This window comes from Flammeovirga agarivorans (assembly GCF_012641475.1).
Taxonomy (GTDB): domain Bacteria; phylum Bacteroidota; class Bacteroidia; order Cytophagales; family Flammeovirgaceae; genus Flammeovirga; species Flammeovirga agarivorans.
On record NZ_JABAIL010000002.1, the window covers coordinates 560,845 to 585,908 of the forward strand.

The window sequence follows — 25,064 nt, forward strand, 5'->3', positions numbered from 1 at the left end:
AACCGATAATCAGTGATTTAAACTAATTATCATCTGAGCGATGCTCAGATACTGTAATAACTACATTTTTATAGCAACCTTTTTTGGCTTTCTATATTTTTTCATATACATCATGAAAACAGGATACCTAGACCAAGCTTTATCGATATACCAAGATCTTTCGAGAGCTTTAACGATCAAAAGCCTTTGCCGCAAAATCTTAGATACTGTCAATTCGAAAACAGTTGCCGAAAGAACCTCGATTATTATTAAGTCTGGGGATAACTTTATATTGAAAGCATCTCAGAAGAGAAATAGTGGTGACACAATATTCCAAGAAGGAAATGATTATGCAATGGACCATGATTTACCATTGAGTGTATTGCATCAGATTAAATCTCCTAAGAATGTTATTGTCGTTGATATTAACAAGGTAAACGATAAAGTAAAAGCTGAAAGGTATATCAAAGAGAATAATATCTCTTTCCTTAACTTTATTCCATTATGGAATGATGATACTCTTATTGGCTTTTTGATGATTGAACAATATCAGAACATCAATACGCCATCTGAACAAATTAAGTTTTTACAGGTCTTGGCTCCTCAAATTGCTATCTTATTACAAAATGCTGTAGCAATTGAAAGTTTTAAAGGTGCAGAAGCTACCACTGTTGAAGAAACTCCTACAACACCAAGTACTTCTGAACCACAAGAAGTACAAAAACTAGACAGTTTCGCATTAAAAACAATACATGAAATCGGTCAGATTATCGCATCTACCGATAGTATTGAGAATATGACTGAAACTGTATTTGAAAAGATAAACACAGTTTTAGATGCCCAAACTCTAGATATCGGACTTGTAAACAATGAACGTCACCGTTTAGAGTTTCCTGGTACCTATGAGGATGGTGAACGTCTTCCTTTCAACTATTGCAAATTGGACGAAGAAAACCGTTTGGCTACAATTTGTTTGAAAGGGAATAAAACAATCCATATCAACGATTTTGATAATGAGATCCTTTCTATCATTCCAGATTATAACCTAAACGCTCCAAAACGTGTAGGTAAGAAAGTAAACTCTATCATTTATGCGACAATTCAGTATAAAGGTAAACCTGTAGGTGTATTTACAGTACAAACTGAAAAGTTAAATGCATATTCTAAACAGGATCGTTTACTTATCGAAGGTATTAGTTCGTATATCGGAATTGCCATTGATAACCTAAACCTGAATAAAGAAAAGCAAAATCAAAATATTCGTAGTCAAGAGCAAGAGGAAGAATTAACTCAAGCGTATACTACACTTAAAAACCTTGGTGAGATTGGACAGGACATTACTTCCAACCTTTCCATTGAAAGAATTGCAGATACTGCATACGAAAGTTTAAATTCAATGATTGATGCTCCATTATTCTCAATGGGTATCTATAATAAAGCAAGAGGAGTTCTTGATATCTCAACGAATATTGAAAATGGAGAAAAATTACCTCCTAAAACCATTCGTTTAACTGATAATAATAAGCTTTCAGTGATTTGTTTTAAAACATTGAAAGAAATTATCATCAATGACTTTATTTCTGAGTATAATCAACATGTACCAAATACAGAGCTACCTACTCAGGATTCCTCTAAACTACCACAATCATTAATTTATATTCCTCTAATTGGTAAAGAAGGTACTTTAGGATTTATTACAATCCAGAACTACCAATCAAATTCATTTGATGAAAGAGCGTTAAACTTAATGAGAAACATTGCCATATATATTGGTATTGCCTTGGATAACGCCCTGACTTATGAAGGATTAGAGGAAATTGTAGCTGACCGTACTGCTGAACTACAAAAGCAAAAGCAAGAGGTCGAAGCCAATAGAGACCAAATTGAGCAATCTTATAAAAACGTACAGTTATTATCAGAAATTGGTCTTTCGCTTTCATCAAGTTTAAGTACAGAAAGTATTATCAAAACAGTATATGAAAATGTTCAGACACTGATTGGAGGTGATGCTTTCGGTTTAGGTATATACAATCACAGAAAACAGCAAATTGAATTTAGAGGTGCAATGGAAAAAGGTAAAGAGCTACCTGATTTTATTCACTCTATGTCTGATGATACTCGTTTATCTTCTATCTGTCTGAAAAGAAATGAAGAGATTGTTATCAATGATATCACTAAAGAAATCTATCAATATTTAGATTCTCAAGATGAAGTACCTACTGTAGGTGAAATGCCTCAATCAATTATCTATATTCCTATGAGAGCCGAGGATAAATTGATTGGTGTAATTAGTTTGCAAAGTTTCAAAAAGAATGCATATACAGAACTTCATGTAGATTTACTTCGAAACATTGCCATTATCTCAGCAATTGCCATTGATAAAGCAGGAACGTATGAGAAAATCGAACGTCAAAAAGAAGAATTACAAGTAACTTCACAAAAAGTAACTGAATCTATACGTTATGCGAAGCAGATTCAAAGTTCAATTCTTCCTAACCGTACATTAATACGTCAGTTATTACCGGATTCGTTTATTTTCCATAAACCTAAAGATATTGTATCTGGTGATTTCTTCTGGTTCTTTGAGCATGATTCAAGAGTATATATTGCAACTGTTGACTGTAATAGTAATGGAGTACCAGGAGCCATGATGAGTATCATTGGTACATCGTTATTTAGAGAAATCGTAGAGATCCAAGGCGTTGTTTGTCCTGGTGAGATTCTTAAAGCGATGAACGAGCGTATTGTATCACACTTGAACCAAAACCACTCTGAAAACACTGATGCTTTAGATGTTTCTCTTGTAGTAATGGATAAGAGCAAGAAAACTTTAGAGTTTGCTGGTGCTAACACCTCAATGGCTAAAATTAAGGATGGTAAATTCTTCCTTATCAAAGGTATGCCTATTTGCATTGGTGGTGAATACAATGAAGAAAAATTCAATGAGATTGAATATAAGAAACATACATTCGACTTAACTGAAGATGCTACTTATTACCTATTCACAGATGGTTACCAAAAACAAGTAGGTGGTGAAGAGAAAGTAGAATTCGGTAAGGAGAACTTCTTAAAGTTATTATTCAGTAATCATAAAGAAGAAAAATCTAAGCAAAGAACAGCTATTCGTCGTGCCTTTAACGACTGGATGGAACATGAGTTGGTTCAAACTGATGATGTTTTAGTACTAGGTTTTAATCCAACATTGAGCTAAGAAATTAGATATAAAAATAAGGGGCAATACTTAATGATATAAGTATTGCCCCTTTTTATATTATAAGATGATTATGCTTTCAAAGCTTGTTTGATATCAGCAATTATATCATCTACATGTTCTAATCCTACAGAGATTCTGATTAATCCTGGAGTAATTCCTACTGCTAATCTTTCCTCTTCTGATAATTTTGAGTGAGTTGTTGATGCTGGATGCGTAGCAATCGTTCTTGTATCTCCTAAATTAGAAGATTTAGAAATCATTTTTAAGCTATTCCAGAATTTTTTACCTGCTTCCACTCCTCCTTTAACTTCAAAAGATACTAAAGCACCACCTAAACGCATCTGCTTTTTTGCCAGCTCATAATGCGGATGTGAAGGTAAGAATGGATATTTCACCAATTCTACTTCTTCCATCTCTTCTAAAGCTTTTGCTACGGTATGAGCACTTTCACAATGTCTGTCCATACGAACAGATAACGTTTCTAAAGACTTAGAAAGGATCCAACCATGGAAAGGAGATAATGCCGGCCCTGTATGACGAGACATAAATTTCACCTTTTCGAGCGTTTCCTTCTGTCCTAAGATTGCTCCAGCTAATACTCTACCCTGTCCATCAATAAATTTTGTTGCCGAGTGAGTAACAATATGAGCTCCCAATTTAATTGGATTCTGTAAGTAAGGTGTTGCAAAGCAGTTATCTACATTCAGTAAAACACCATGTTTATTAGCAATTTTTGCTAAAGCTTCGATATCAATGATATCTAATGCTGGGTTAGATGGTGTTTCGATAAAGATCATTTTAGTGTTCGGTTGAACTGCCTTATCAAAACCTTCTAAATCATGAATATCAACATATGTATGAGATACTCCCCACTTTGGTAATAACTGCGTTAAAATTTGGTGAGTTGAGCCGAATAAAGATCTTGAAGCAACGATATGATCACCTTGACTTACAAAAGAAGCAATACTTAAAAACATGGCAGCCATACCCGAAGAGGTAGCAATACCAGCTTCAGCACCTTCTAAAGAAACCAGTTTATCAATAAACTCATCGTTATTCGGGTTAGAGTAACGAGAATAGATATTACCTTCTACTTCATCAGAAAACAATGCATTTGCATGATCAGCATCCTCAAAAGTAAAACTTGACGTAGCATAAATCGGCACTGAGTGCTCTCTATTGTGAGAACGCTGTGTTTGTTGTCTCACAGCAATGGTCTCAAAGTTCTTTTCTTCTTGGCTCATGATGAGAAAATCTTTTTGATTGTAAAATTTGTCAGTAAAGTTTAGATCGCAAAATAAACTATTCTGCTATCACCTCAAAAGAGTGAGTAATAGTTGCTGTAGATTTTACCATTTCTGCAACAGAACAATACTTTTCTACTGCTAAACCAACTGCTCTCTTTGCTTTTGCTTCATCCACATTACCAAATAACTTGAAATGAACATGTACTTTTTCGAAAGGAGCAGGAACAGCATCTTTACGATCGCCATCAATAGAAATTTTCACATCTTTAATTTCCTGACGTTGTTTTTTTAAGATATGAATAAGGTCGAAAACTGCACATCCTGCTACTCCAGTTAAAACTAATTGCATTGGAGAAAAAGCAGAACCTTCACCCATACCATCCATTTTTCCTTTACCTGCATCAATATGTAATGTATTCCCTTCTTCAGAAGTTGCTTCGAAACGCACACCTTCATTCACTCTTTGTAATTCAATTTTCATAAGTTTGTATGTTTTTTATTCGCCTAAATTTGTTCAATTATAAAAGGTTTGATAAAATTACGAAAATGAAACTAAATTAGAGTACTATGAAAAGTATTACTGTAGAAGAACTGAGAGAATTACAAGAATCAGGCGCAGACTTCCAACTAATCGACGTACGTGAAGACTATGAGTACGACGAAGCAAACCTTGGTGGATTACTTATTCCTTTAGCAACTGTTATCGATGAAGCAGATCAAATCGACAAGGATAAAAGAGTAATTATTCACTGTCGTAGTGGCAAGCGTTCTGCTAACGCTATTGCTGCTTTAGAAGGTATGAAAGGCTATACAAACCTAGAAAATCTTGAGGGTGGTATTTTAGCGTATATCGACGCTTTTGGTTTAGATGACTAGATCATAAAAAATCATCACTTTTTTACGATATTTGCACCGGCTTAATTGAATTAGGTCGGTTTTTTTATTGTTGACATTTACCAAAATCAATCCATATGTCAGATTCATTATCAGTAGTCATTTTCCAAGGAACAGAATCAGAGTTCTGGCCTGCAGTTATGCAAATAAGAAAAACTGTTTTTGTTGATGAACAACAAATTGATATTTCATTAGAGTTCGATGATATCGAGGTAGAAGCCTATCATTTAATTGTTTTAGATAATGGCAGACCTGCTGGTGTGTGTAGATTTTTTAAAACGGAGGAAGGCTATAAAATGGGTCGTTTTGCCGTATTAAAAGAATTTAGAGGCCAAGGAATTGGTAATGCATTAATTCAAGCCTCATTATCTGAAATTGAAGATATTGCCGAAGACGGTTCAAAAATTTATTTACATGCACAAACATATGTAACTAAATTTTATGAAGAAGAAGGTTTTAATATAGAAGGAGATGAATTTATGGAAGATGGAATTCCACATGTTTTAATGGTACAAACCATTTAATCAATATCATTTCTTGGAGTGGGAACTATTTACATCAAATAGTTCCTTTTTTTGTGTATTGACTTCTTTATTGACAGTATAGAACAAACACCTTTTATATCGTTTGCTTTGTTATGTTATCGATAATTCAATTTTCATCAATAAATCCCACTAACAATTTTTAACAAAAGTTAATTTTAAGTATATTGTAGCAACCACTATAACAATTCATACTGTCCGTTATATTTTTTATGAACAACACTACTAACACCCCTATTATTGACCACTTACAAAAGAAAAAGAAATACATGATCCAACTTTACTATTTAATGAGTGGTTCGTTCATTTTTCTATTCTTTTCTTGGTTAGTTGTATGTATTACAAAAGGTACATTTCTATTCGAATATCTTATTCTCTTAGTGATACCTATTGGCTTGTATTATATGCATAAAAGGATCAATATTATTGATGATGAAATCCTAAACTTAAAAGATTAGTAATTTCAGAGTACTTTATTTTAACAGAATAATGTACTCTTTTTTTTACCCAATGATTTTTACTGCAATCATCTACATAAACACAAAAACCTATGCTAACTATTGAAAAACAATAATTTACCAATTCTCTACTGTTTTTTACCAACCATTCCTTTTTTCATGCTCTACTTTTGTCATGTACTCAATCGGAGTACAAATTTAACAAATTGACAATTGAATATTTTATGTAAAGAAGTAATAGCTTTTTTATAGAAATACCAGTAATCAACATCGTTAAATTAAATCGAATCAGGTGTGAAACATATCATTACTTAGAGTGTGAATCATCTTAATTTTATTACACAAAATCATCAAAACAATGAAAAAAGTTACAGTATCTGCAACACAAACAAGTTTTACTTGGGACAAAGAAGATAACCTTAGAAAAGCAGAAAAATTAGTTCGTGAAGCAGCATCAAAAGGTGCTCAAATTATCTTATTATCAGAATTATTTGAAACTCCTTATTTCTGTTTACAACCAGATGAGAAACACTTTGAGTTAGCAAAACCTGTTGAAGAAAATGCTGCAGTAAAACACTTTCAAAAAATCGCAAAAGAATTAGAAGTAGTTTTACCTATTTCATTTTATGAAAGAGAAAACCATGCAAGATATAATTCAATCGCTATTATCGATGCAGACGGTTCAATTTTAGGTGTTTACAGAAAAACACACATTCCTGATAGCCCAGGTTATTTTGAAAAATTCTTCTTTAACCCTGGCGACACTGGATTTAAAGTTTGGGATACTCGTTATGCGAAAATCGGTGTAGGTATCTGTTGGGACCAATGGTTCCCTGAAACAGCTCGTTCAATGGCTTTGATGGGTGCTGAAGTTTTATTCTTCCCGACAGCGATTGGTTCAGAACCTCAAGATCCAAACCTTATCTCAAAAGATCACTGGCAAGCAACACAATGCGGTCATGCTGCTGCTAATGTAACTCCAGTAGTTGCTGCCAATCGTTTTGGTAGAGAAACTACTACAGACGTTTTTGATAAAGATGCTAAAGAAGTGGGCATCACATTTTATGGTTCTTCTTTCATTGCAAATGAGCATGGACAAAAAGTAGAAGAAGCCGGACAAGATGAAGAAGCAGTATTAGTACATACTTTCGACTTAGACGATATCGAAAAAACTCGTACTTCATGGGGTCTATTCAGAGATAGAAGACCTGAATATTATGAAGTAATTACGTCTAGTGATGGTGTTCACCCTAATAAATTCTAAGATCATGTCAACATTATTAAATTCTACTCCGAAAAAAGACGGTTATTATATGCCAGCAGAATGGACTGAGCATGAAAGAACTTGGATGCACTGGCCAGAACGTACTGATACATGGCGTATGGGTGCGAAGCCAGGTCAGGAAGCATTTGTTAAAGTGGCAACAGCGATCGCTGAGTTTGAACCTGTAACAGTATGTGCTTCTAACAACCAGTTTGAGAACGCTAGTGCAATGCTTTCACACCCTAATATCCGTGTTATTGAGCTAACTCAAGATGATGCATGGATGCGTGACTCTGGTCCTACTTTTTTAGTAAATGATGAAGGTGGACTGAGAGGCGTAGACTGGAAGTTCAATGCATATGGTGGTACTTACAATGGTTTGTACGCCCCTTTTAATCATGATGATCAAGTGGCTCACAAAGTACTTGCCATAGAAAATGCTGATCGTTACAGAACTGAAAACTTTGTAACAGAAGGTGGTTCAATCCATACTGATGGAGAAGGTACAGTAATGATCGTTGAGGAAGTATTCATGAACCCTGGTAGAAACCCTGGTTTATCAAGAGAAGAAATGGAAGACTATTTAAAAAATTATTTAAATGTCGAGAAAGTTCTTTGGGTACCAAGAGGAATCTATAATGATGAGACTTCTGGACACATCGACAATATGGCGTTCTTTATTCGTCCTACAGAAGTTGTTCTTGCATGGACAGATGATAAAAATGATCCTCAATATGAGCGTTCACTAGAAGCATACAATTACCTTACTAGTGTAACTGATGCAAAAGGTCGTAAAATCACAGTTCATAAATTACCAGTTCCTTCACCAATGATAACAACAGAAAAAGATGTTGAAGGAATTGATGTTTCTGAAACTGCTAAAAATCGACAAGTTGGTGACCGTTTAGCTGGTTCTTATATCAATTGTCTGATCTGTAATGGTGGTGTCATCTTACCAAAATATGGAGATGAAAACGACGATGTGGCTGCAAAAATCTTACAAGACTTAATGCCTGATCACAAAGTTGTACAAGTAGAAACAAGAGAAATTCTTTTAGGAGGTGGTAATATTCACTGTATTACACAACAACAACCTAAAGTTTAATCAAATATAGGTCATGAGTGGTATAATAAACTGCTCATGGCCACCATCAAATCTTTCAACAATTCATATTCATTGAGAAGTTAATAACAAACCAATATCTCTCTTTTTATCAATCAAGCATCTCTCAATTATTCAATCAACATTCATTTGTTCAATTGTTAATTTCTCGTTGAAAACATATCATATATGAAAAAATATATTTACCTCATCGTGTCCGTACTTCTAATGGCATTTACTTCTGTGCAAGCACAAACGACAGAAATAATAAACATTACTGAAGTACAACAAGTAGCCAATACTCCTGCTTTAAATAGTGGAGATACTGCATGGATATTAGTATCTACAGCTCTTGTTTTATTTATGATGTTACCTGGCTTGGCATTATTCTATGCTGGGTTGGTACACAAAAAAAATGTTTTATCCATTCTGATGAATATCTGTGTCATTACAGGTATTGGATCATTATTATGGTTCGGTGGACTCTATAGTCTTGCCTTCTCAGGTGATGGAAGCTTTGTGGGAGATTTCCACAAATTGTTCTTAAATGGAGTAACAGCAAACAGTCTTCATGGGAGTATTCCTGAACCATTATTTGCTGTTTTTCAAATGACATTTGCTGTAATCACTCCTGGTTTATTTATTGGTGCATTTGCAGAAAGAATGAAATTAAAAGCAGTTGCATTGTTTTCTGCACTTTGGTTAATTCTAGTTTATGCTCCAGTTACTCACTGGGTATGGGGCGGTGGTTGGTTACAACAAATGGGTGTAATTGACCTTGCAGGAGGTATTGTCGTTCATGCTACTGCTGGTATTGCTGCTTTATTATTAGCCGTTTTAATTGGCCCTAGAATTAAAAATAAACATTCGAAAAAAGCTCCATACAACATTCCAATGGTAATGATTGGTGCATCGATGTTATGGGTAGGTTGGTTTGGATTCAACGCAGGTAGTCAATTACATGCAAATGGAGCCGCTGGCATGACCCTACTAGTAACCCATTTAGCTGCAGCTGCTGCATGTATCACTTGGGTAGTACTTGAATGGGCTAAGAACGGTAAACCTACATTAATTTCTATTGTTACAGGTATGATTGCTGGTTTAGCAACAGTTACTCCTGCATCTGGTAATATTGGTCCAATGGGAGCTGTTATCATCGGAATAACTGCAAGCTTAGTCTGTTTCAACATGGTAGATGTTGTAAAAAAGAAATGGAAAATAGATGACGCTTTAGATGTATTTGCTGTACATGGTGTTGGTGGTATCCTGGGTACTATTATGGTTGCTTTTTTAGGTACTGAAATGTTTGGAGGCCATGGAGTAACTGACGTAATCAGTCAATTAGGAGTACAAGTAACAGCCTTAGTGGCTGCTGTATCATGGTCAGCATTAATGACATTCTTGATCGTCAAAATATGCAAATCAACTGTTGGGTTTAGAGTCTCTGAAAAAGTAGAGGAAGAAGGTCTAGATATCGTTGAAGTTGGAGAATTTATATAATATGTTGTTTTGATTGAGAAATTTTGGGACTCAAGGAGATCCTGTCTTCTTGAGTTTATTCTCTCAAAACCCATGTATTTTATTATAAAAAAAGAGACAAGATTTTAAATTAAATCTTGCCTCTTTGTATTAAGAATAGAAAATAAAGTTAAGCCTTTATTTAACTGTTTAAACCAACTCTCTTACTTTTAAAGAAGATCCATTTTGTTCAATCACTTCAACGGCTGTTCCTTTAGATATAAAACCTCCTTCTGTGGTAGCATCGTAATAATTATCTTCAATTTTAACTTTGCCAGATGGACGTAGAACAGTATGCGCTGTACCAGTTTGACCAATATAAGATGTACCCAAAAAGTCAGCAGAATATCCTTGATCACTATCCATTTTTTCTGATAAACCCACCTTCGCAAAAGTAGGGGAATCAACAATTTTATGGGCAAAAGCAAACACTCCTATACCTCCAATAAAAACGGCTGCAAGGACACTAATCAGTGAAGTCATGATTCTTTCTGGAGCAACAAAAGTGAAATCAAGAAAATCATTATCCAACATCACTAATGTTAAGCCGAAAATCATAAATGTTATCCCAGAAATACCCGTGATTCCGAATCCAGGTACGACAAAAACTTCGAGTAGAATTAATAGAAAACCAATACCTATTACGATCAACTCCCAATTAGCTGCCATACCACTTAAATAGTAAGGCACTAAATACAGAATACCCGCTGTAATTGCTGCAGCTATTGGAAACCCAATACCTGGAGACTGTAGTTCAAAATAAATTCCGCCTAGAATAATTAAGATTAAAATACTACTTACTGCTGGGTTCAAAAAGATAGAAATAATGTTTTCAACAGATGATGGACTATATTCAACTAATTCATAATTACTAATACCATTTCTTTCCATGATTTCTGGAATTCCAGTTACTTCTGCTTCACAAAAACCATGTTCCAATGCCTCAGCAACTGTAAAGGTTATTACTTCGCCTTCTTCAGAAATTCCTTCAACAACCAAATCCTGATCTACCATGGCTTCTGCGATCTGAGGATTTCGACCATTTGTTTCTGCTGTCGATCTCATCATAGATCTCATATATGATTGGTATTTATCAGGAGCCGCTTCACCTGAGCCTCCCATCACAACAGTAGCTGCTCCTATATTTGATCCAGACTCCATATAAATAGAATCACAAGCGATAGATATTAATGCTCCTGCACTTGCTGCATTTTTGTTGATAAAAACATATACCGGTTGAGGATAATCTAAAATAAGTTGTCTTATTTTATCAGCATCGTTTACTGCTCCCCCATAGGTATTCATATTGATGATTACATAATCTGCTTTATTTTTTGTTGCTTCTTCTAAAGCTAGTGATACCTTTCTTGATGATCTTGGGTCGATATCTTCTCTAATTGGAAATTCAAAAACTACAGGAACGTTTTCCGCCATTACTGGATAGAAAACACACATAAGTAATAGCCAATTCAAGGAAGATTTGATAAATGTTTTCATTGTTGTTTTGTTCTGATAGGTATTAATATACTTAAACGAATAAAAAATCGGTTCTGTTTTATCTCATTCACAAATTAACGAATTATCTAATCGAATCTCATTTATGATTTGATATAATCTATGAATTGGTGATCTTTGACCCACTTTTTAATTGAATCGTAAAGCATAGATGCAAACAACAAGGTATAATTTCGAAGCTCATGGGCAGGTTTGGAGAGTGATGTATGACGAGAGTATTTCAACTCTATTAGTAGAAATGAGAGATCCTGAAAAAAAAGAGGTTTCTTTTGCTGCCTTAAACCTATATTCAGGTGATGTACTTTGGGAAGGATTACAAATGGATGAGTCTTGGTGGGTAACAATGGCAGGAGTAAAAGACGGTATGCTATATTTTACACATTTTGCCCCCGACAATCGTATGCCTACGGTTCAAAAATTACAGAAACTGGATATTCTTCAAGCACTAATTATTGAAGATAATGTTGAAGACCCGAAGGATATCAGCAGTGCTAAAGATGTATCATCCCCCGTAATTTACCCGATTGATTCTGAACACCACGCTACCCTCAAAAAATTCTTAGAATCTAAGGATATTCAAGTAGCCGATAGTGACATTCACTACATGGAAACTACTTCGGAGATCATTTTTGCGTATTTGGTTAAAAATGAAGAAAAACTTCAAAGAAAAATATTAATTTGTGATGTTGAAGGAAACATTATTTTCAAAGATGCAATGGATTCTGTTGTCAACGAACAAATTATGGACAGCTTCTTTGTGATCGATAAAATGCTTCTTTATATTAAGGAAAAAGAAATTTTATGTGGTCTACCCCTTGACAAAACCATATAGCAAACCAAAGCAATAACATGAGAAATTATTTTTATATTCTCTTTTTTTTACTGAGTTGTCAAACTTCATTACTTTTTGCTCAAAACATTACTACTCACACTGTACAGGCAGAAGAAACGCTGTATTCAATATCAAGAAAATACAATGTATCAGTAAAAGAAATTACTACCGCCAATAACATCCAAGATAATGTAATTAAGATTGGACAAACGTTGACAATACCTGCTAAAGATGTACAGAATACCGCAAATTCTTTTCATCAAGTAGCTGAAGATAATGCAAATACCAAGGCAGTATATTTACCCGAAGGAAGTGCACCTGTTTACTACCGAGCAAAAGATGGAGAGACATTAAGGTCAGTAGCTTTTAGTTATCAAGTATTGGTAGACAGCCTGTCTGTATGGAACGGAATCATGCCGGATGACTTGTTAACTGAAGGACAACAAATAGTTGTCAGCTTAAATGGTAACGTAAATCAGTTTGATAAAGCTGCAATCGAAGTTCAGTCTAAATCTTACGCTGACCTGACAAAGGAAGAAGCTAAAACATATGATATTCCGATGCAGAAAGTTGAAAGAGGTAATGGACAAATTGTCGACCTACCTAGTAATACAAGTAAACTGATGGCATTACACCGTAAAGAAACTGTTGGTGCATATATCAAAGTAATTAATCCTAACAATGATAGAGTTGCAGTAGTGAGAGTCGTTGCTCCTCTACCAGAAAATGCCATTGAAGAAGGAATTATCATTAGAGTATCTGAACAAGTTGCTAAGAAAATTGGTGTGGTAAACCCCGATTTTAAAGTGAGAGTTGAGTACAATCAATAGTACAAAATCATGAGGATAGCTATTTTATCCACTTTTTATCCATTAAGAGGAGGAATTGCTCAATATGGAGGTGCTTTATATAATGCATTAGAAGCCGAAGGTCATCAAGTAAAAGCATTTACTTTTTCTCGTCAGTATCCAGACTTTTTGTTTCCTGGTAAATCGCAATATGTTACTGAAAGTGATTCTACCGATGTTATTGAATCAGAAGAGCTTTTGGATTCTATCAATCCCCTCTCCTATATAAGTACCGCTAATGCCATCAAGAAATTCGCTCCGGATGTATTGATTACACAATTCTGGATGTCGTTTTTTGGCCCTTCTTGTGGAACTGTGGCGAAGTTAGTGGGGCAACAGTGTAAGGTGATTAGCATTTTGCATAATGTCATCGCTCATGAAGGAAGATTTTTTGATAAACCTTTCACAAAATATTTTTTAAATCAGCATCATGGCTTTGTTACCATGAGTAGTGCTGTTGAAAAAGACCTCAGAAAATATACCACTACATTACCATCTTTAGAAAGACCACATCCATTATACGATCATTTTGGAGAGATTGAAGATAAAGTTGCTACAAGAAAAAAATTAGGCATTGCAACAAATAAAAAGACTCTTCTTTTCTTCGGTTTTATCAGAGAATATAAAGGGCTAGACTTATTGATAAAAGCATTTGATTTACTTGATGATAGTTATCAATTGGTCATAGCAGGAGAAGTTTATGGTTCCTTTGATGAGTATCAAGCACTAATAGATGAGAACCAAAATAAAGAGAATATTTTCATCTTCAATCAATATATTGCTGATCAAGAAGTAGGGCAATATTTCTCTGTCGCAGATGTATGTGTATTACCATACAGATCTGCTACACAAAGTGGAGTAACAGCAGTGGCCTTACACTACGAAGTACCACTGATTGCTACAGACGTTGGGGGGTTAAAAGAATTAGTAGTATCAGGTCAAACAGGAGAGATAGTTAGTAAGGCAGATGTAGATTTATTACATCAAACCTTGCTTCATTTTTTTAATAATGATCTAAATGTTTATCATGAACATATTAGAGCATTAAAAAAAGATATGTCTTGGAGCAGCTTTGCTAAATACCTTACCGAATTTATCAATTCTATCAATTAATTGGCAGGCACTAAAAATTGCTCATATACTTTATTGATAATATCATCTACCCATAATTTGTATAGATTTCCTGAAGGATGTAATCCATCGGAAGCTACTAAACTAGGATTGTTTTGTACTTGTCTTGTGTAGGATGTGATATTATGAAAAACCACTTGATTACGATTTGTAATACTTTGTTTTAAGTTGTTGTATTGATTTATTTCTTGAGATATACTTTGAGAAGGAACACTATACGTATAACCATAATCTGGAATACTAAGAACAATGACTTTGCTTGGATCATTACCTGCATATTGAATAGCTAAATTGAGTAATTCTTCATATTCTTCTTCAAATACCTCGATATCTATGCGTTGATATTGATTATTCACCCCAATTAAAAGCGTAACGATATCATACTTTGGCAAAAGGTTCTCATCAGCGATAGCATTCAATAAGTTTCTTGTGGTCCAACCGGTTCTTGCAACGTATTGTATATCGTTTAACTTATAATTTCTCTCTTCTAATTCTACTTTGAGTTGCTCATTCCACCGGTCTTCTTTTAGAACACTTGCACCTATTGTATAAGAATCACCCAAAGCCAACATTGATAAAGATTTTTGCGGCACTATATAACTAGAAGTATTGGGCGAATTTGATGATGCATTAGTTACAGGGACAATATTTTCATTGTCATTACAAGCACAAAACAATACAATCATCAGTAAAACAATACTTGCTTTCATAGTGGTAATTTTTATTAATAACTGTTTTCAGTTGCCAAATGTTTGTCATATTTACTTAAAAATATGTCTATTAAGTAGAATAGCGTTTAGCTTTGCTTTTGATCATCTCAAAAACATCATGAAAAAATACTTACTTACACTACTAATTGCCTGTATATCATTATCAATAATTGGACAAGAGAAGAACATTCTGGTAATGCCTAATGTTGAAAAAGGGGCTTCCATTTGTTCGTCTTTTCAGATTTATGATAATAAAGTTGCTGTAAATGCCATTGAAGAAGTATATAAAGAAAATAAATACCTTGTGATCAACTCATCCAAGATCATTCATGATTTATCGATCTCAGGAGGTTGTTATCAAGGCAATGATCATGTGAGGACTAAACTTCTAGAACAGAATGAATTAATCTACTTCACAGTAGTACAGGTAGATTACAAAAATGATTATAATGGCAGTTATGTAGAAGTAACTACTGATGTAATTGATGCCAAAGTCAAGAAAAAACTAGCTACAATAAAATCAAAATCCACTCCTCAGTTTACTTCTGATAAAAAAGAACAAATCAAATCTGCTTTTAGAAAAGTAATTCAACCTTTAATGTTGGAAGCATTACGAGCACAGCGTTCAAAAACTTACATAGCACCAACGTCATCTTTAACATTACCAATCAGAACTCCTCCCAAAAAAGAAAAAAAGGAAGAACAACCAAAAGTTGAAACTCCTGTAGAAAATACTTCTCCAGTTATTGGAGCTACAATTACTCCTTCTGATGTTGACATTAACATACCAAAAGGAGGAACTAATGAAAATGCTGTTGCTGTAATTATTGGAAATAAGAATTATAGAAACTCAGATGTTCCTGCTGTAAAATACGCAATACATGATGCTGAAATCATGAAACAATACCTTACCCAACTTTATGGATACAGAGAAGGAAACATTATTTATATTGAAGATGCAACACAAGCTGACTTCAATGCTATTTTTGGTATAAAAGGTAATCCTAAAGGAAAGTTATACAATTATGTAAAACCAGAAGAGTCTGATGTATTTATCTATTACAGTGGACATGGTGCTCCCAACCCTGAATCTCAAGAAGGTTATTTTGTTCCTGTAGACACCGATCCATCATTGATTCAATTTAATGGCTATGCTGTTAATACCCTATATGAAAATCTTGCAGCTGTACCCTACAGAAATTTAACTGTAGTTATTGACGCTTGCTTTAGTGGCTCATCTGATGGGGGCATGTTATTGAAAAGTATTTCTCCTGTATTTATAAAAACTGAAAATAAGATTCTACAAGATGAAAATGCTTTTATTTTCTCAGCATCAGCTTCTGAACAAGTTGCTTCTTGGTACGAGGATAAAAGTCATGGTCTATTTACTTACTTCTATCTTAAAGGGCTACAAGGAGCTGCAGACAAGGATCAAGATGGAAGAGTTACCGTAGAAGAAATGTCAACATATCTCAATGATAATGTGACATATATGGCTAGAAGTCTGAATAATAGAGCACAAAATCCACAAATCAATGGTACTCCATCTAGGTATGTAAAATAAAGTTTATTTTGTTGATTAATTGTATCATTCTAAGATAGACTTAAATATTAAGTGTAAAAAAGAGTACCCTAAATTGTGTTTTATACCAAATGATTTCTATTTTTGCGATAATCTAAATCTTTATATGCAAAAAGAGACAAACATATCATTTAAGTTATTCCCGTTTTTTATGGCGGTGTTGATGCTCTTCGTTATTGGCGTTGAGACAACATATGCTATGAATATGGATGCGACTCAAGTGATTGAAAACGCCTCTGACCAAGAAGAACAAGATCAGCAAAGATCTATGGTTGATATCCTAAAGGATCAACATGATGCTTTGCCACATTCTTCTGAGAAAATGCATTGGTGTAATGTTTTTATTAAAACAGCCCCTAAGAAAGAAAACTTTAGATTTATCGTTCCTCCTGTTTGTAACGATCAGACTACAACAAACTATTATACATCTTCTATTTCGATTCAGGAAGAATGTATCTTTACCTATTACTCTGCTCCTAACGCCCCGTAAGGAGACAATTCATTCCAATTTGTAAACACAATTGCCAGAACTCTATTGTATTCATCAATAGTAGGTCTGTGTGTTCATATATTTTAATCATATCATTTTAACTATTTATATAGTATAATTTTTACTTAATCATGAGAAACAGAGGTTTTATCCTGTTTATAGCGGTAGTAGTTACCCTATTCAGTTTATTCGACCTATCTTTTTCTTTTGTATCTCGCTCTGTTCAAGATAAGGCAAACGAGTATGCAATGGATGCTGAAGGTCATGTAGATTATTTCAAAAAGCAAGCTTACATCGATTCTGTTTGGAAGCTTCCAGTTTACGACTTAGGTCTTAAGCAATACACTTACGAAGAAGTAAAGAACAAAGAATTAGCTCTTGGTCTTGACCTTCAAGGTGGTATGTCAGTAACATTAGAAGTATCTCCAGTAGAAGTAATTCTTGCAATGGCAGGTCCTAATGTTGACGCTAAATTTGAAGAAGCAATCAAAATTGCTAAAACAACAACTGCAGAAAACAGAGAATCATTCACAGCAAACTTCTTTGATGCTTTAGAAGAAGTTTCTCCAAATGTTCCTTTCGCTACATACTTCGCTTCATCTGCGAATAAAGATCGTATTTCATTCAACTCACCAAACCAAGCTGTTCAAGACTTAGTAGAGTCTGAAGTTGACGGTGCAGTAGAAAGAGCTTTCGAAATTATCCGTACTCGTATTGACAAGTTTGGTGTTACACAACCAAACATCCAACGTTTACAAGGTACTAACCGTATTTCTATCGAATTACCAGGTGTTGACAACCCACAACGTGTACGTAACTTAGTACAAGGTGTTGCAAAATTAGAGTTCTTAGAAGTATGGACTATGCAAGAGGCTCAGCCTTACATCTTCCAATTAAACCAAGAGTGGGTTAAGAAAGAAGAAGCACGTAAGAAATTAGCGGGTGATGCTCCTACAGTTGAAAAAGCTCAAGAGAAAAAATCTAACGATTCATTATTCGAAGGTGATTCTACAGATGTTGCTTCTGCGGATTCTGCTCAAGTGGACGAGACTACAATTTCTCCAATCGTTAAAGGTTTCTCTCCTTACGGTTTAATGTTCGCTGATACTGATACAGCTGCAGTAAACAAAATGTTACGTGATACTGAAGTAATGTCAGTTGTTCCTTCAGACATGAAATTCTTATGGGGTCACAAGCCAAGAACTGTTCAAGACGGTGTTGAGGTTTATGAATTATATATTGTAAAGAAAGATCGTGAAGCAAAAATCTCTGGTGATGTAATCACAGACGCTATCCAATCTTTCGATCAAAGAGCTCAACCTGCAGTTTCTATGTCAATGAACGTAGAAGGTGCTAAGAAGTGGAAGAAAATGACTGGCCAAAACTTAGGTCGTCAAATTGCAATCGCATTAGATAATGAAGTATATACTGCTCCTGTAGTAAACTCTGAAATTGACGGTGGTCGTTCTGAAATTACTGGTAACTTCGAAATTGCTGAGGCAAAAGACTTAGCTAACGTATTAAAAGCAGGTAAACTTCCTGCTCCTACTCGTATCATCGAGGAAGTAGTAGTTGGTCCTTCACTAGGTAAAGTTGCTCAAAGCCAAGGTATGACTTCAATCTTGATTGGTCTTGGTTTAGTAATCGCATTTATGGTAGTATACTATGCGAAAGGTGGTGCTATTGCTGACGTTGCATTGGCTGCTAACATCTTCTTTATCTTCGGTATCTTAGCTGAGCTTGGTGCAGCTTTAACTTTACCAGGTATTGCAGGTATCGTTCTTACAATTGGTATGTCGATTGACGCCAATGTACTAATCTTCGAACGTATTCGTGAAGAGCAAAGAAGCGGTAAGTCTCTATTAGAGGCAATCAATAATGGTTACGACAGAGCATTCTGGACAATCTTTGATGCTAACTTAACGACATTATTAACAGGTGCATTCTTATATGTATTTGGTATGGGTCCTATCAAAGGTTTCGCAGTAACATTAATGATTGGTATCGTTTGTTCATTCTTCTCAGCTGTATTTATTTCTCGTTTGATTGTTTCATCAATCACAAAGAAGAAAGGCGAAAATGCTGGTTTGAACTTCGAAACTGCTTTATCTAAAAACCTTGCAGGTCAATTAAACTTTGACTTCATGGGTAAGCGTAAAATGGCTTATATCTTCTCTGCAATTGTTATTGTTGCAGGTCTAGGTGCACTAACAGTAAACGGTCTTAACTTAGGTGTAGACTTCACTGGTGGTCGTACATATATCGTAAACTTCGATCAAGAAGTAGTTCCTTCTAAATTACAAGGAGCATTAGTAAAAGAAGTAGAAGGTAAATCTGTAGAAGTTAAAACTTACGGTAACGTAAATACTTTAAAGGTTACTACTGCTTACTTAATTTCTGATGAAACAACTGAAGCAGACGCTAAAGTACAAGCTGCAATTGTAAAAGGTATCGAAGGTTTCACTAACCTTAAATACTCTAAGCAGCAAAATGCTACTGCATCTACATTCACAATTCCTTCAACTTCTAAGGTAGGTGCTGCTATTGCAGACGATATCACAGATGGTGCAGAAGAAGCAGTATTATTCTCATTAACTGGTATCTTCTTATACATCTGGTTACGTTTCCGTAAGTGGAACTTCGGTGCAGGTGCAATCATCGCCTTATTCCACGATACATTAGTTGTATTTGGTGCGTTCGGTATTGCTAACTTATTAGGTGCTGGTTTCGAATTAGACCAAGTATTTATTGCTGCCATCCTTACTGTAATTGGTTATTCAATTAACGATACCGTGGTAGTATTTGACCGTGTTCGTGAAGAAACTGATGGTGCTGCAGAAGGTTCTAGCATGGTTAGCGTGATGAACAAAGCGATTAATGGTACATTAAACCGTACGATCATTACTTCATTAACTACTTTATTAGTAATCGCTGTATTATTAATCTTCGGTGGTGAAGCATTAAGAGGATTCTCATTCTCATTATTGATCGGTATCATGGTAGGTACTTATTCTTCGATCTTCATTGCTGCTCCAGTAGTATTTGATACTTCTAAAAGCAAAATCGAAAAGAAAGAAACAGCTACTGCATAGTTTAGACTAGTTTAGCTGAAAATATAAAAGGCCATTCTGCTTAGCGGAATGGCCTTTCTTTTTTTATTAATTACTACTTAATCTAAAACAAAACCAACAAAGAAACTAATTAGTAACATAATTACTAATTTACTAATCTTTGGATTTTTTATACCAAAAAGTTGAGATAAAAACCTAGACTTTTGTGTCATCAATCATCAAAACAATACACACAAATAATTATCTCAATAAAAAAATGAAAAATCTATTCATCACAATTATTGTCTTTTTAGGCATTTTCAATCAATCATTTGCACAAAATAATTATCCGGCTAGAACAGAAGCAGATATCGATTCATTAGACTATTTATTTCCTGCTATGGGATCGAAAATTAAGAAGATGGGACACTCTGTACCGATGCCTACAGGTTTAATGTTTAATTATGTATACCAACAATCAAATATTAGATTAGAAGACTTTAAAATGGGTACAGACCCTAATAATTTACACAATATGGATTTCGTTGGGTTCTCCCCTGCCCATTCAGAAACTATGGCCTATAATGTAAGGCTTGATTTATGGTTATTACCTTTTTTAAATGTCTATGGTAATTATGCTTATTCTACTTCAGAAGGATCTGTACAAATTACTGACCCGTTAAATTTCCCCGTAAATACAACACCTGAAACACAATCTTATGGCTTTGGTTTTACTACTGCTTATGGCTGGAATGATTGGTTTATGGCTGCGAACTTTAACTTTACATGGTCTGATAACCAAGCGTTAGAAACCATGACTAAGTCTCAGATTATTTCAGTTCGTTTTGGCCGCAACTTTAAAGTAGGGAAAAATGGACATATCGCTCCATCTGTGGGTGTACAATATCAACATATGTCTCCTTATTCATTGGGATCCATCAAAACTTCAAAAATTAAAGATTTCCTTAACAATGATGTTGTACAAGGTGCCAAACAAAATCTTAGAAATAAATACGACGAATGGTATGATGGTTTAAGTCGTCCAGAGAAGAAAATCGTATCTGAAGCTATTGATGCAGTTCAGAATAAAGTCGGAGAACACCAGATGCCGGAAAAGCTTTATTATTCATTCAATAAATACAAGATGAGCAATTTTGCCGCTATCGTTGGTGTATCATATTTCTATAAAAACAGACATATGTTTAGAGCAGAAACGGCTGTGGGTTATGGTTACGTTAATGCAGTATTTTCTTATAACTACAGATTTGGCTTGTACAAAAGAAGAGAAAAAAGATTAAGTAATCATTTAAAAAATATATTCTAAAATAGATGAATGACTACGCTATTTATTTTACCTTAATCGGAATACTAAGTTATCGATCAAGTTCATTGATTAAGAAATTCAAAAAGTTACAACATATACAGTCCAAAAGAAGATAAATGAAATATAGAACAAGTAACAATTCATATCCAATTGCGATTGTTACTTGTTTTATCACTGGATCATATTAATGTTAAAGCACAATTTGATAGAGATCAGTTATTTTAACTTAGGATCACTTACTACTCATTAAGTATACTATAGCTATACAATAATAAGAATCTGCTTTGATCAGGTATGTCTTATTTCGTTAGTGAAAATATCAAGTAGTTTAAATAATGGGTTTCCGGGACATAATATAGACGAATTTACCAATCATAAATCTTTTTCTACCAAAGAAAAAAACATGAAAACCGGACCTTTGTAACAGAGATTAAAACTTCAAATTATCACAATATTATTATGCTGCCATATGAAATTCCGTTTGGAGACTTATATGTTCCTAGACTATTAGTCTCTTTTATTCTAGGGTTAGTTTGTACACAGATACTCACCTACTTTATGAATAAATATAGAATCAGTAAATACTTCTATTATGCACCTCTAGTCTATATGTGTTTGGTCGTAACATTTACTGTATTACTAGATAGTTTATTAGGACTCTCTTAAATATTAATACTATTTCATCAATCAACGAATATCGAAAATGAAAAAGCATCAAATTCTTCTTACTGCTGCCGTTGTAGCTATAGCAATTGCAGCAGTAGCCACAAAATATTATGATTATATCGTACATCCATGGACTAGAAACGGTCAGGTGATGGCGAATATCATTCAAATAACGCCAAGGGTTTCAGGACCTATTGTAACGTTACATGTAAAAGACAATCAGTTTGTAAAAGCTGGAGATCTATTATTTGAGATAGATCCTAGAACTTTTCAAGCTGCATTAGATGAAGCTTCTGCACAATTGCAAAGTACTGGAGATAATGTCCACTCTTTAGAAGAACAAATAAGAGTCGCTAAAGCAGATGTTGATGTTGCCAAAGCAAGTGTAGATGTAGCAAAAAGTAATATTCTAGAAGTTGAAGCACAGATTCCATCCATGAAAGCTGAGTTTGATCGTCAGACGAAAGGTATAAAAAATGGTTCTACTTCTAAACATGACTTCGATGCTGCAAAAAGTAATTACGATGTGATTCTTGAGCAGTATAAAGCTGTCAAGGTATCATTAGAACAGTCAAAAGCCAATTTGGCTAAATCGAAAGCTGCCTTATCTGAATCTATCGCAAACTTAGGCAAGCATGGGAGTAAAAACGCTCAATTTCAAGCTGGGTTAGCCAATTTACATCAAGCTGAGTTAAACTTAGAATTCACGAAAGTGGTTGCCCCTGTGGATGGATATGTTACCAACTTAAACTTACGCCTCGGAAGTAACACTGTAGCAAATCAACCGGCTTTAGCTTTGGTAGATGTCAACTCTTATTGGGTATATGGTTTCTTTAAGGAAACAGACATAAAAGATATAGATGATAACGATAGAGCTGTCGTTACTCTGATGTCGAATGGTGAATCTCCTATTGAAGGCTATGTTGAAAGTATAGGTTGGGGTATTTCTCAATCAGATGGTAGTACAGGTAATGATCTTTTACCTAGTATCAGCCCTACTTTCGATTGGATTCGACTTGCGCAAAGAATTCCTGTTCGTGTTAAATTAGTCAATGTTCCAAAGCATGTAAAATTAAGAGTAGGATCAACAGCATCAGTATTAGTTAATACAGAACAAAAGTATCAAGCTGGAAACACATCAGACTTAGTAGCTTCTCCTTCACCCTTAAGATAATCGTCTACTATCATGAAAAATTTAATATACTTTTGGGTAATAGCCTTATTATTACCCCTGACCAATTATGCCCAATCCGCCCATACGTTGGACTCAATTCCTGAAAATTGGGGTAGGGATACAACATCTATTGAAGAAGTTCAACAGGTAGCAAATTGGTGGAAAATCTTTAATGATCCGGTATTAAATGCATTGGTTGAAAAAACTGTTCAGAATAACTTAAATATTAAAATAGCCATTCAGAAAATTGAACAAGGCAGGTTGTTATATAAACAATCTCAGTCAGGCTATTACCCTTCTTTTGCTTTTAATATTTCAGCTAATACACAAAATACTCAACTTCAGGAAAACGATAAGTCTTATGCCGAATTATATAACGCAGGCATAAGCATGAACTGGGAAATTGATGTATTCGGTAGAGTAAGAAAAGGGGTAAAAGTTGCCAAATACTCTTATGAACAAGCACAAGAAGATAAAAATGCCGTTATGGTAAGTTTACTAAGTGAAGTGTCATCGGCTTATATCAGGTTAAGGATGTATCAAAACCAGATTATTGTTGCTGAATCTAATATTACATCACAGCAGCAAGCATTGGATTTGGCAAGAGATCGATATCAAAATGGTATGACATCAGCCTTAGATGTCTATCAATCTGAATCGATTATCTATAACACTAAAGCCTCTATCAATACATTAAGGGCACAAGTAATTAATGAAGTCAACCTGATTCAAGTTTATATTGGTGAATACCCTCAGAACTTAAAAATGGCTCTTTTACAGTCTGCTGAGTTACCAAATATTCCTGAAAGATTACAAACGTTATTACCTGTTGATGTTGTTAGGCAAAGACCCGATATACGATCTGCAGAAAAAGCCATGATGGGAATGGTAGCTCAAGAAGAACTTGCAAAAGCTGAAATGTTACCAAGCTTAGCTATTACAGGTAATATTGGTTTTAGTTCCGTTTCTGCTGATACTTGGTTTAACAATGAATCCATGTCATATTATGTGGGGCCTACCTTAAGTTGGGATATTTTCCAAGGTATGTACAAACAACGATCAAAGCAGATAGCGAAGGTACAATTTCAAGAAGCTCAGTTGAATTATCAGAATACTATACTTACAGCAATGAAAGAAGTTGAAAATAGTTTAACAAACATCAAAGAATATAAAGAGGCTTTTGGTTGGGTAGAAAAAACGGTAGATGCTTCTAACAATGCCTTTACTATTTCGATGGATCAATATCGACAAGGTATGATTGATTATCAGCCAGTATTAAACTCTCAGCAATCCTTATTGAGTGCACAAAATGAAATGGTACAAACAAAAGGAAATTTACTTGGTCAGATTATATCACTTTACCAATCACTAGGTGGTAATTGGGTAGAATAGACCTGTTTATCAGTTTTTATTTGAGTTAAAGTCGATCTTAACAGGTCGGCTTTTTGAGTAGCAAAAATTTCATCATAGAATATTTATTTACCAATATTTGAAACGAATCTACCATCCAATAACTTGATTATC

20 protein-coding genes are annotated in these 25,064 nt (G+C 34.5%); 16 read left to right on the forward strand and 4 right to left on the reverse strand.

All coding sequences use genetic code 11. The annotated features are described in order from the left end of the window. Positions 1-112: 112 nt before the first annotated feature. Positions 113-3,190, forward strand: coding sequence for a GAF domain-containing SpoIIE family protein phosphatase (locus HGP29_RS07050; RefSeq protein ID WP_168881663.1), 3,078 nt, complete (start codon positions 113-115; stop codon positions 3,188-3,190). 71 nt (positions 3,191-3,261) lie between these two features. Here the strand turns inward: HGP29_RS07050 and HGP29_RS07055 are convergent, their stop codons facing one another. Next, a complete protein-coding gene (locus tag HGP29_RS07055; RefSeq protein WP_168881664.1) occupies positions 3,262-4,437 on the reverse strand; it encodes a trans-sulfuration enzyme family protein in 1,176 nt (391 codons plus the stop codon). Positions 4,438-4,495: 58 nt separating this feature from the next. Next, the gene (locus HGP29_RS07060; protein ID WP_168881665.1) at positions 4,496-4,921 is read right to left on the reverse strand and encodes an OsmC family protein; all 426 of its coding nucleotides are present in this window, start codon (positions 4,919-4,921) and stop codon (positions 4,496-4,498) included. An 86-nt stretch (positions 4,922-5,007) separates the two neighbouring features. Between HGP29_RS07060 and HGP29_RS07065 the strand changes: the two genes are divergently transcribed. From HGP29_RS07065 to HGP29_RS07085, 5 genes are all read left to right on the forward strand, one after another. Continuing rightward, a complete protein-coding gene (locus tag HGP29_RS07065; protein ID WP_168881666.1) occupies positions 5,008-5,316 on the forward strand; it encodes a rhodanese-like domain-containing protein in 309 nt (102 codons plus the stop codon). Positions 5,317-5,411: 95 nt separating this feature from the next. After that, a complete protein-coding gene (locus HGP29_RS07070; RefSeq protein WP_168881667.1) occupies positions 5,412-5,858 on the forward strand; it encodes a GNAT family N-acetyltransferase in 447 nt (148 codons plus the stop codon). A gap of 834 nt (positions 5,859-6,692) precedes the next feature. Then, on the forward strand, positions 6,693-7,598 hold the full coding sequence (gene aguB / locus HGP29_RS07075) for an N-carbamoylputrescine amidase (protein ID WP_168881668.1): 906 nt from the start codon (positions 6,693-6,695) through the stop codon (positions 7,596-7,598). Between the two features lie 4 nt (positions 7,599-7,602). Continuing rightward, the gene (aguA, locus tag HGP29_RS07080) at positions 7,603-8,703 is read left to right on the forward strand and encodes an agmatine deiminase (protein ID WP_168881669.1); all 1,101 of its coding nucleotides are present in this window, start codon (positions 7,603-7,605) and stop codon (positions 8,701-8,703) included. Positions 8,704-8,889: 186 nt separating this feature from the next. Next, complete coding sequence (locus HGP29_RS07085; RefSeq protein ID WP_168881670.1) at positions 8,890-10,200, forward strand: ammonium transporter; 1,311 nt, start codon at positions 8,890-8,892, stop codon at positions 10,198-10,200. Between the two features lie 168 nt (positions 10,201-10,368). Here HGP29_RS07085 and HGP29_RS07090 read toward each other — a convergent pair whose 3' ends face one another. Continuing rightward, positions 10,369-11,715: an NfeD family protein gene (locus tag HGP29_RS07090; protein WP_168881671.1), complete on the reverse strand. Its 1,347-nt coding sequence runs from the start codon at positions 11,713-11,715 to the stop codon at positions 10,369-10,371. 169 nt (positions 11,716-11,884) lie between these two features. Between HGP29_RS07090 and HGP29_RS07095 the strand changes: the two genes are divergently transcribed. Genes HGP29_RS07095 through HGP29_RS07105 form a run of 3 tightly spaced genes read left to right on the forward strand, consistent with a single transcriptional unit; the run spans position 11,885 to position 14,526 of the window. Beyond that, on the forward strand, positions 11,885-12,565 hold the full coding sequence (locus tag HGP29_RS07095; RefSeq protein ID WP_168881672.1) for a DUF4905 domain-containing protein: 681 nt from the start codon (positions 11,885-11,887) through the stop codon (positions 12,563-12,565). Positions 12,566-12,582: 17 nt separating this feature from the next. Next, a complete protein-coding gene (locus HGP29_RS07100) occupies positions 12,583-13,395 on the forward strand; it encodes a lytic transglycosylase (RefSeq protein ID WP_168881673.1) in 813 nt (270 codons plus the stop codon). Between the two features lie 9 nt (positions 13,396-13,404). After that, positions 13,405-14,526, forward strand: coding sequence for a glycosyltransferase (locus HGP29_RS07105; RefSeq protein WP_168881674.1), 1,122 nt, complete (start codon positions 13,405-13,407; stop codon positions 14,524-14,526). On the opposite strand, the gene HGP29_RS07110 is transcribed toward HGP29_RS07105, so the two are convergent. Next, positions 14,523-15,254, reverse strand: coding sequence for an SGNH/GDSL hydrolase family protein (locus HGP29_RS07110; protein ID WP_168881675.1), 732 nt, complete (start codon positions 15,252-15,254; stop codon positions 14,523-14,525). The two genes, HGP29_RS07105 and HGP29_RS07110, sit on opposite strands and share 4 nt — an antisense overlap. Positions 15,255-15,372: 118 nt before the next feature. Between HGP29_RS07110 and HGP29_RS07115 the strand changes: the two genes are divergently transcribed. From HGP29_RS07115 to HGP29_RS07145, 7 genes are all read left to right on the forward strand, one after another. Further along, entirely contained in the window at positions 15,373-16,818 is a 1,446-nt protein-coding gene (locus HGP29_RS07115) for a caspase family protein (RefSeq protein WP_168881676.1), read from the forward strand. A gap of 124 nt (positions 16,819-16,942) precedes the next feature. Continuing rightward, a complete protein-coding gene (locus HGP29_RS07120; RefSeq protein WP_168881677.1) occupies positions 16,943-17,326 on the forward strand; it encodes a hypothetical protein in 384 nt (127 codons plus the stop codon). Between the two features lie 131 nt (positions 17,327-17,457). Next, positions 17,458-20,418: a protein translocase subunit SecDF gene (gene secDF / locus HGP29_RS07125; RefSeq protein WP_168881678.1), complete on the forward strand. Its 2,961-nt coding sequence runs from the start codon at positions 17,458-17,460 to the stop codon at positions 20,416-20,418. Positions 20,419-20,653: 235 nt separating this feature from the next. Then, positions 20,654-21,700, forward strand: coding sequence for an autotransporter domain-containing protein (locus HGP29_RS07130; RefSeq protein ID WP_168881679.1), 1,047 nt, complete (start codon positions 20,654-20,656; stop codon positions 21,698-21,700). A gap of 459 nt (positions 21,701-22,159) precedes the next feature. Next, a complete protein-coding gene (locus HGP29_RS07135) occupies positions 22,160-22,366 on the forward strand; it encodes a DUF1656 domain-containing protein (protein ID WP_168881680.1) in 207 nt (68 codons plus the stop codon). 37 nt (positions 22,367-22,403) lie between these two features. Further along, positions 22,404-23,540: an HlyD family secretion protein gene (locus HGP29_RS07140; RefSeq protein WP_168881681.1), complete on the forward strand. Its 1,137-nt coding sequence runs from the start codon at positions 22,404-22,406 to the stop codon at positions 23,538-23,540. A gap of 12 nt (positions 23,541-23,552) precedes the next feature. Further along, complete coding sequence (locus HGP29_RS07145) at positions 23,553-24,932, forward strand: efflux transporter outer membrane subunit (RefSeq protein ID WP_168881682.1); 1,380 nt, start codon at positions 23,553-23,555, stop codon at positions 24,930-24,932. The last annotated feature ends 132 nt before the right edge of the window (positions 24,933-25,064 follow it).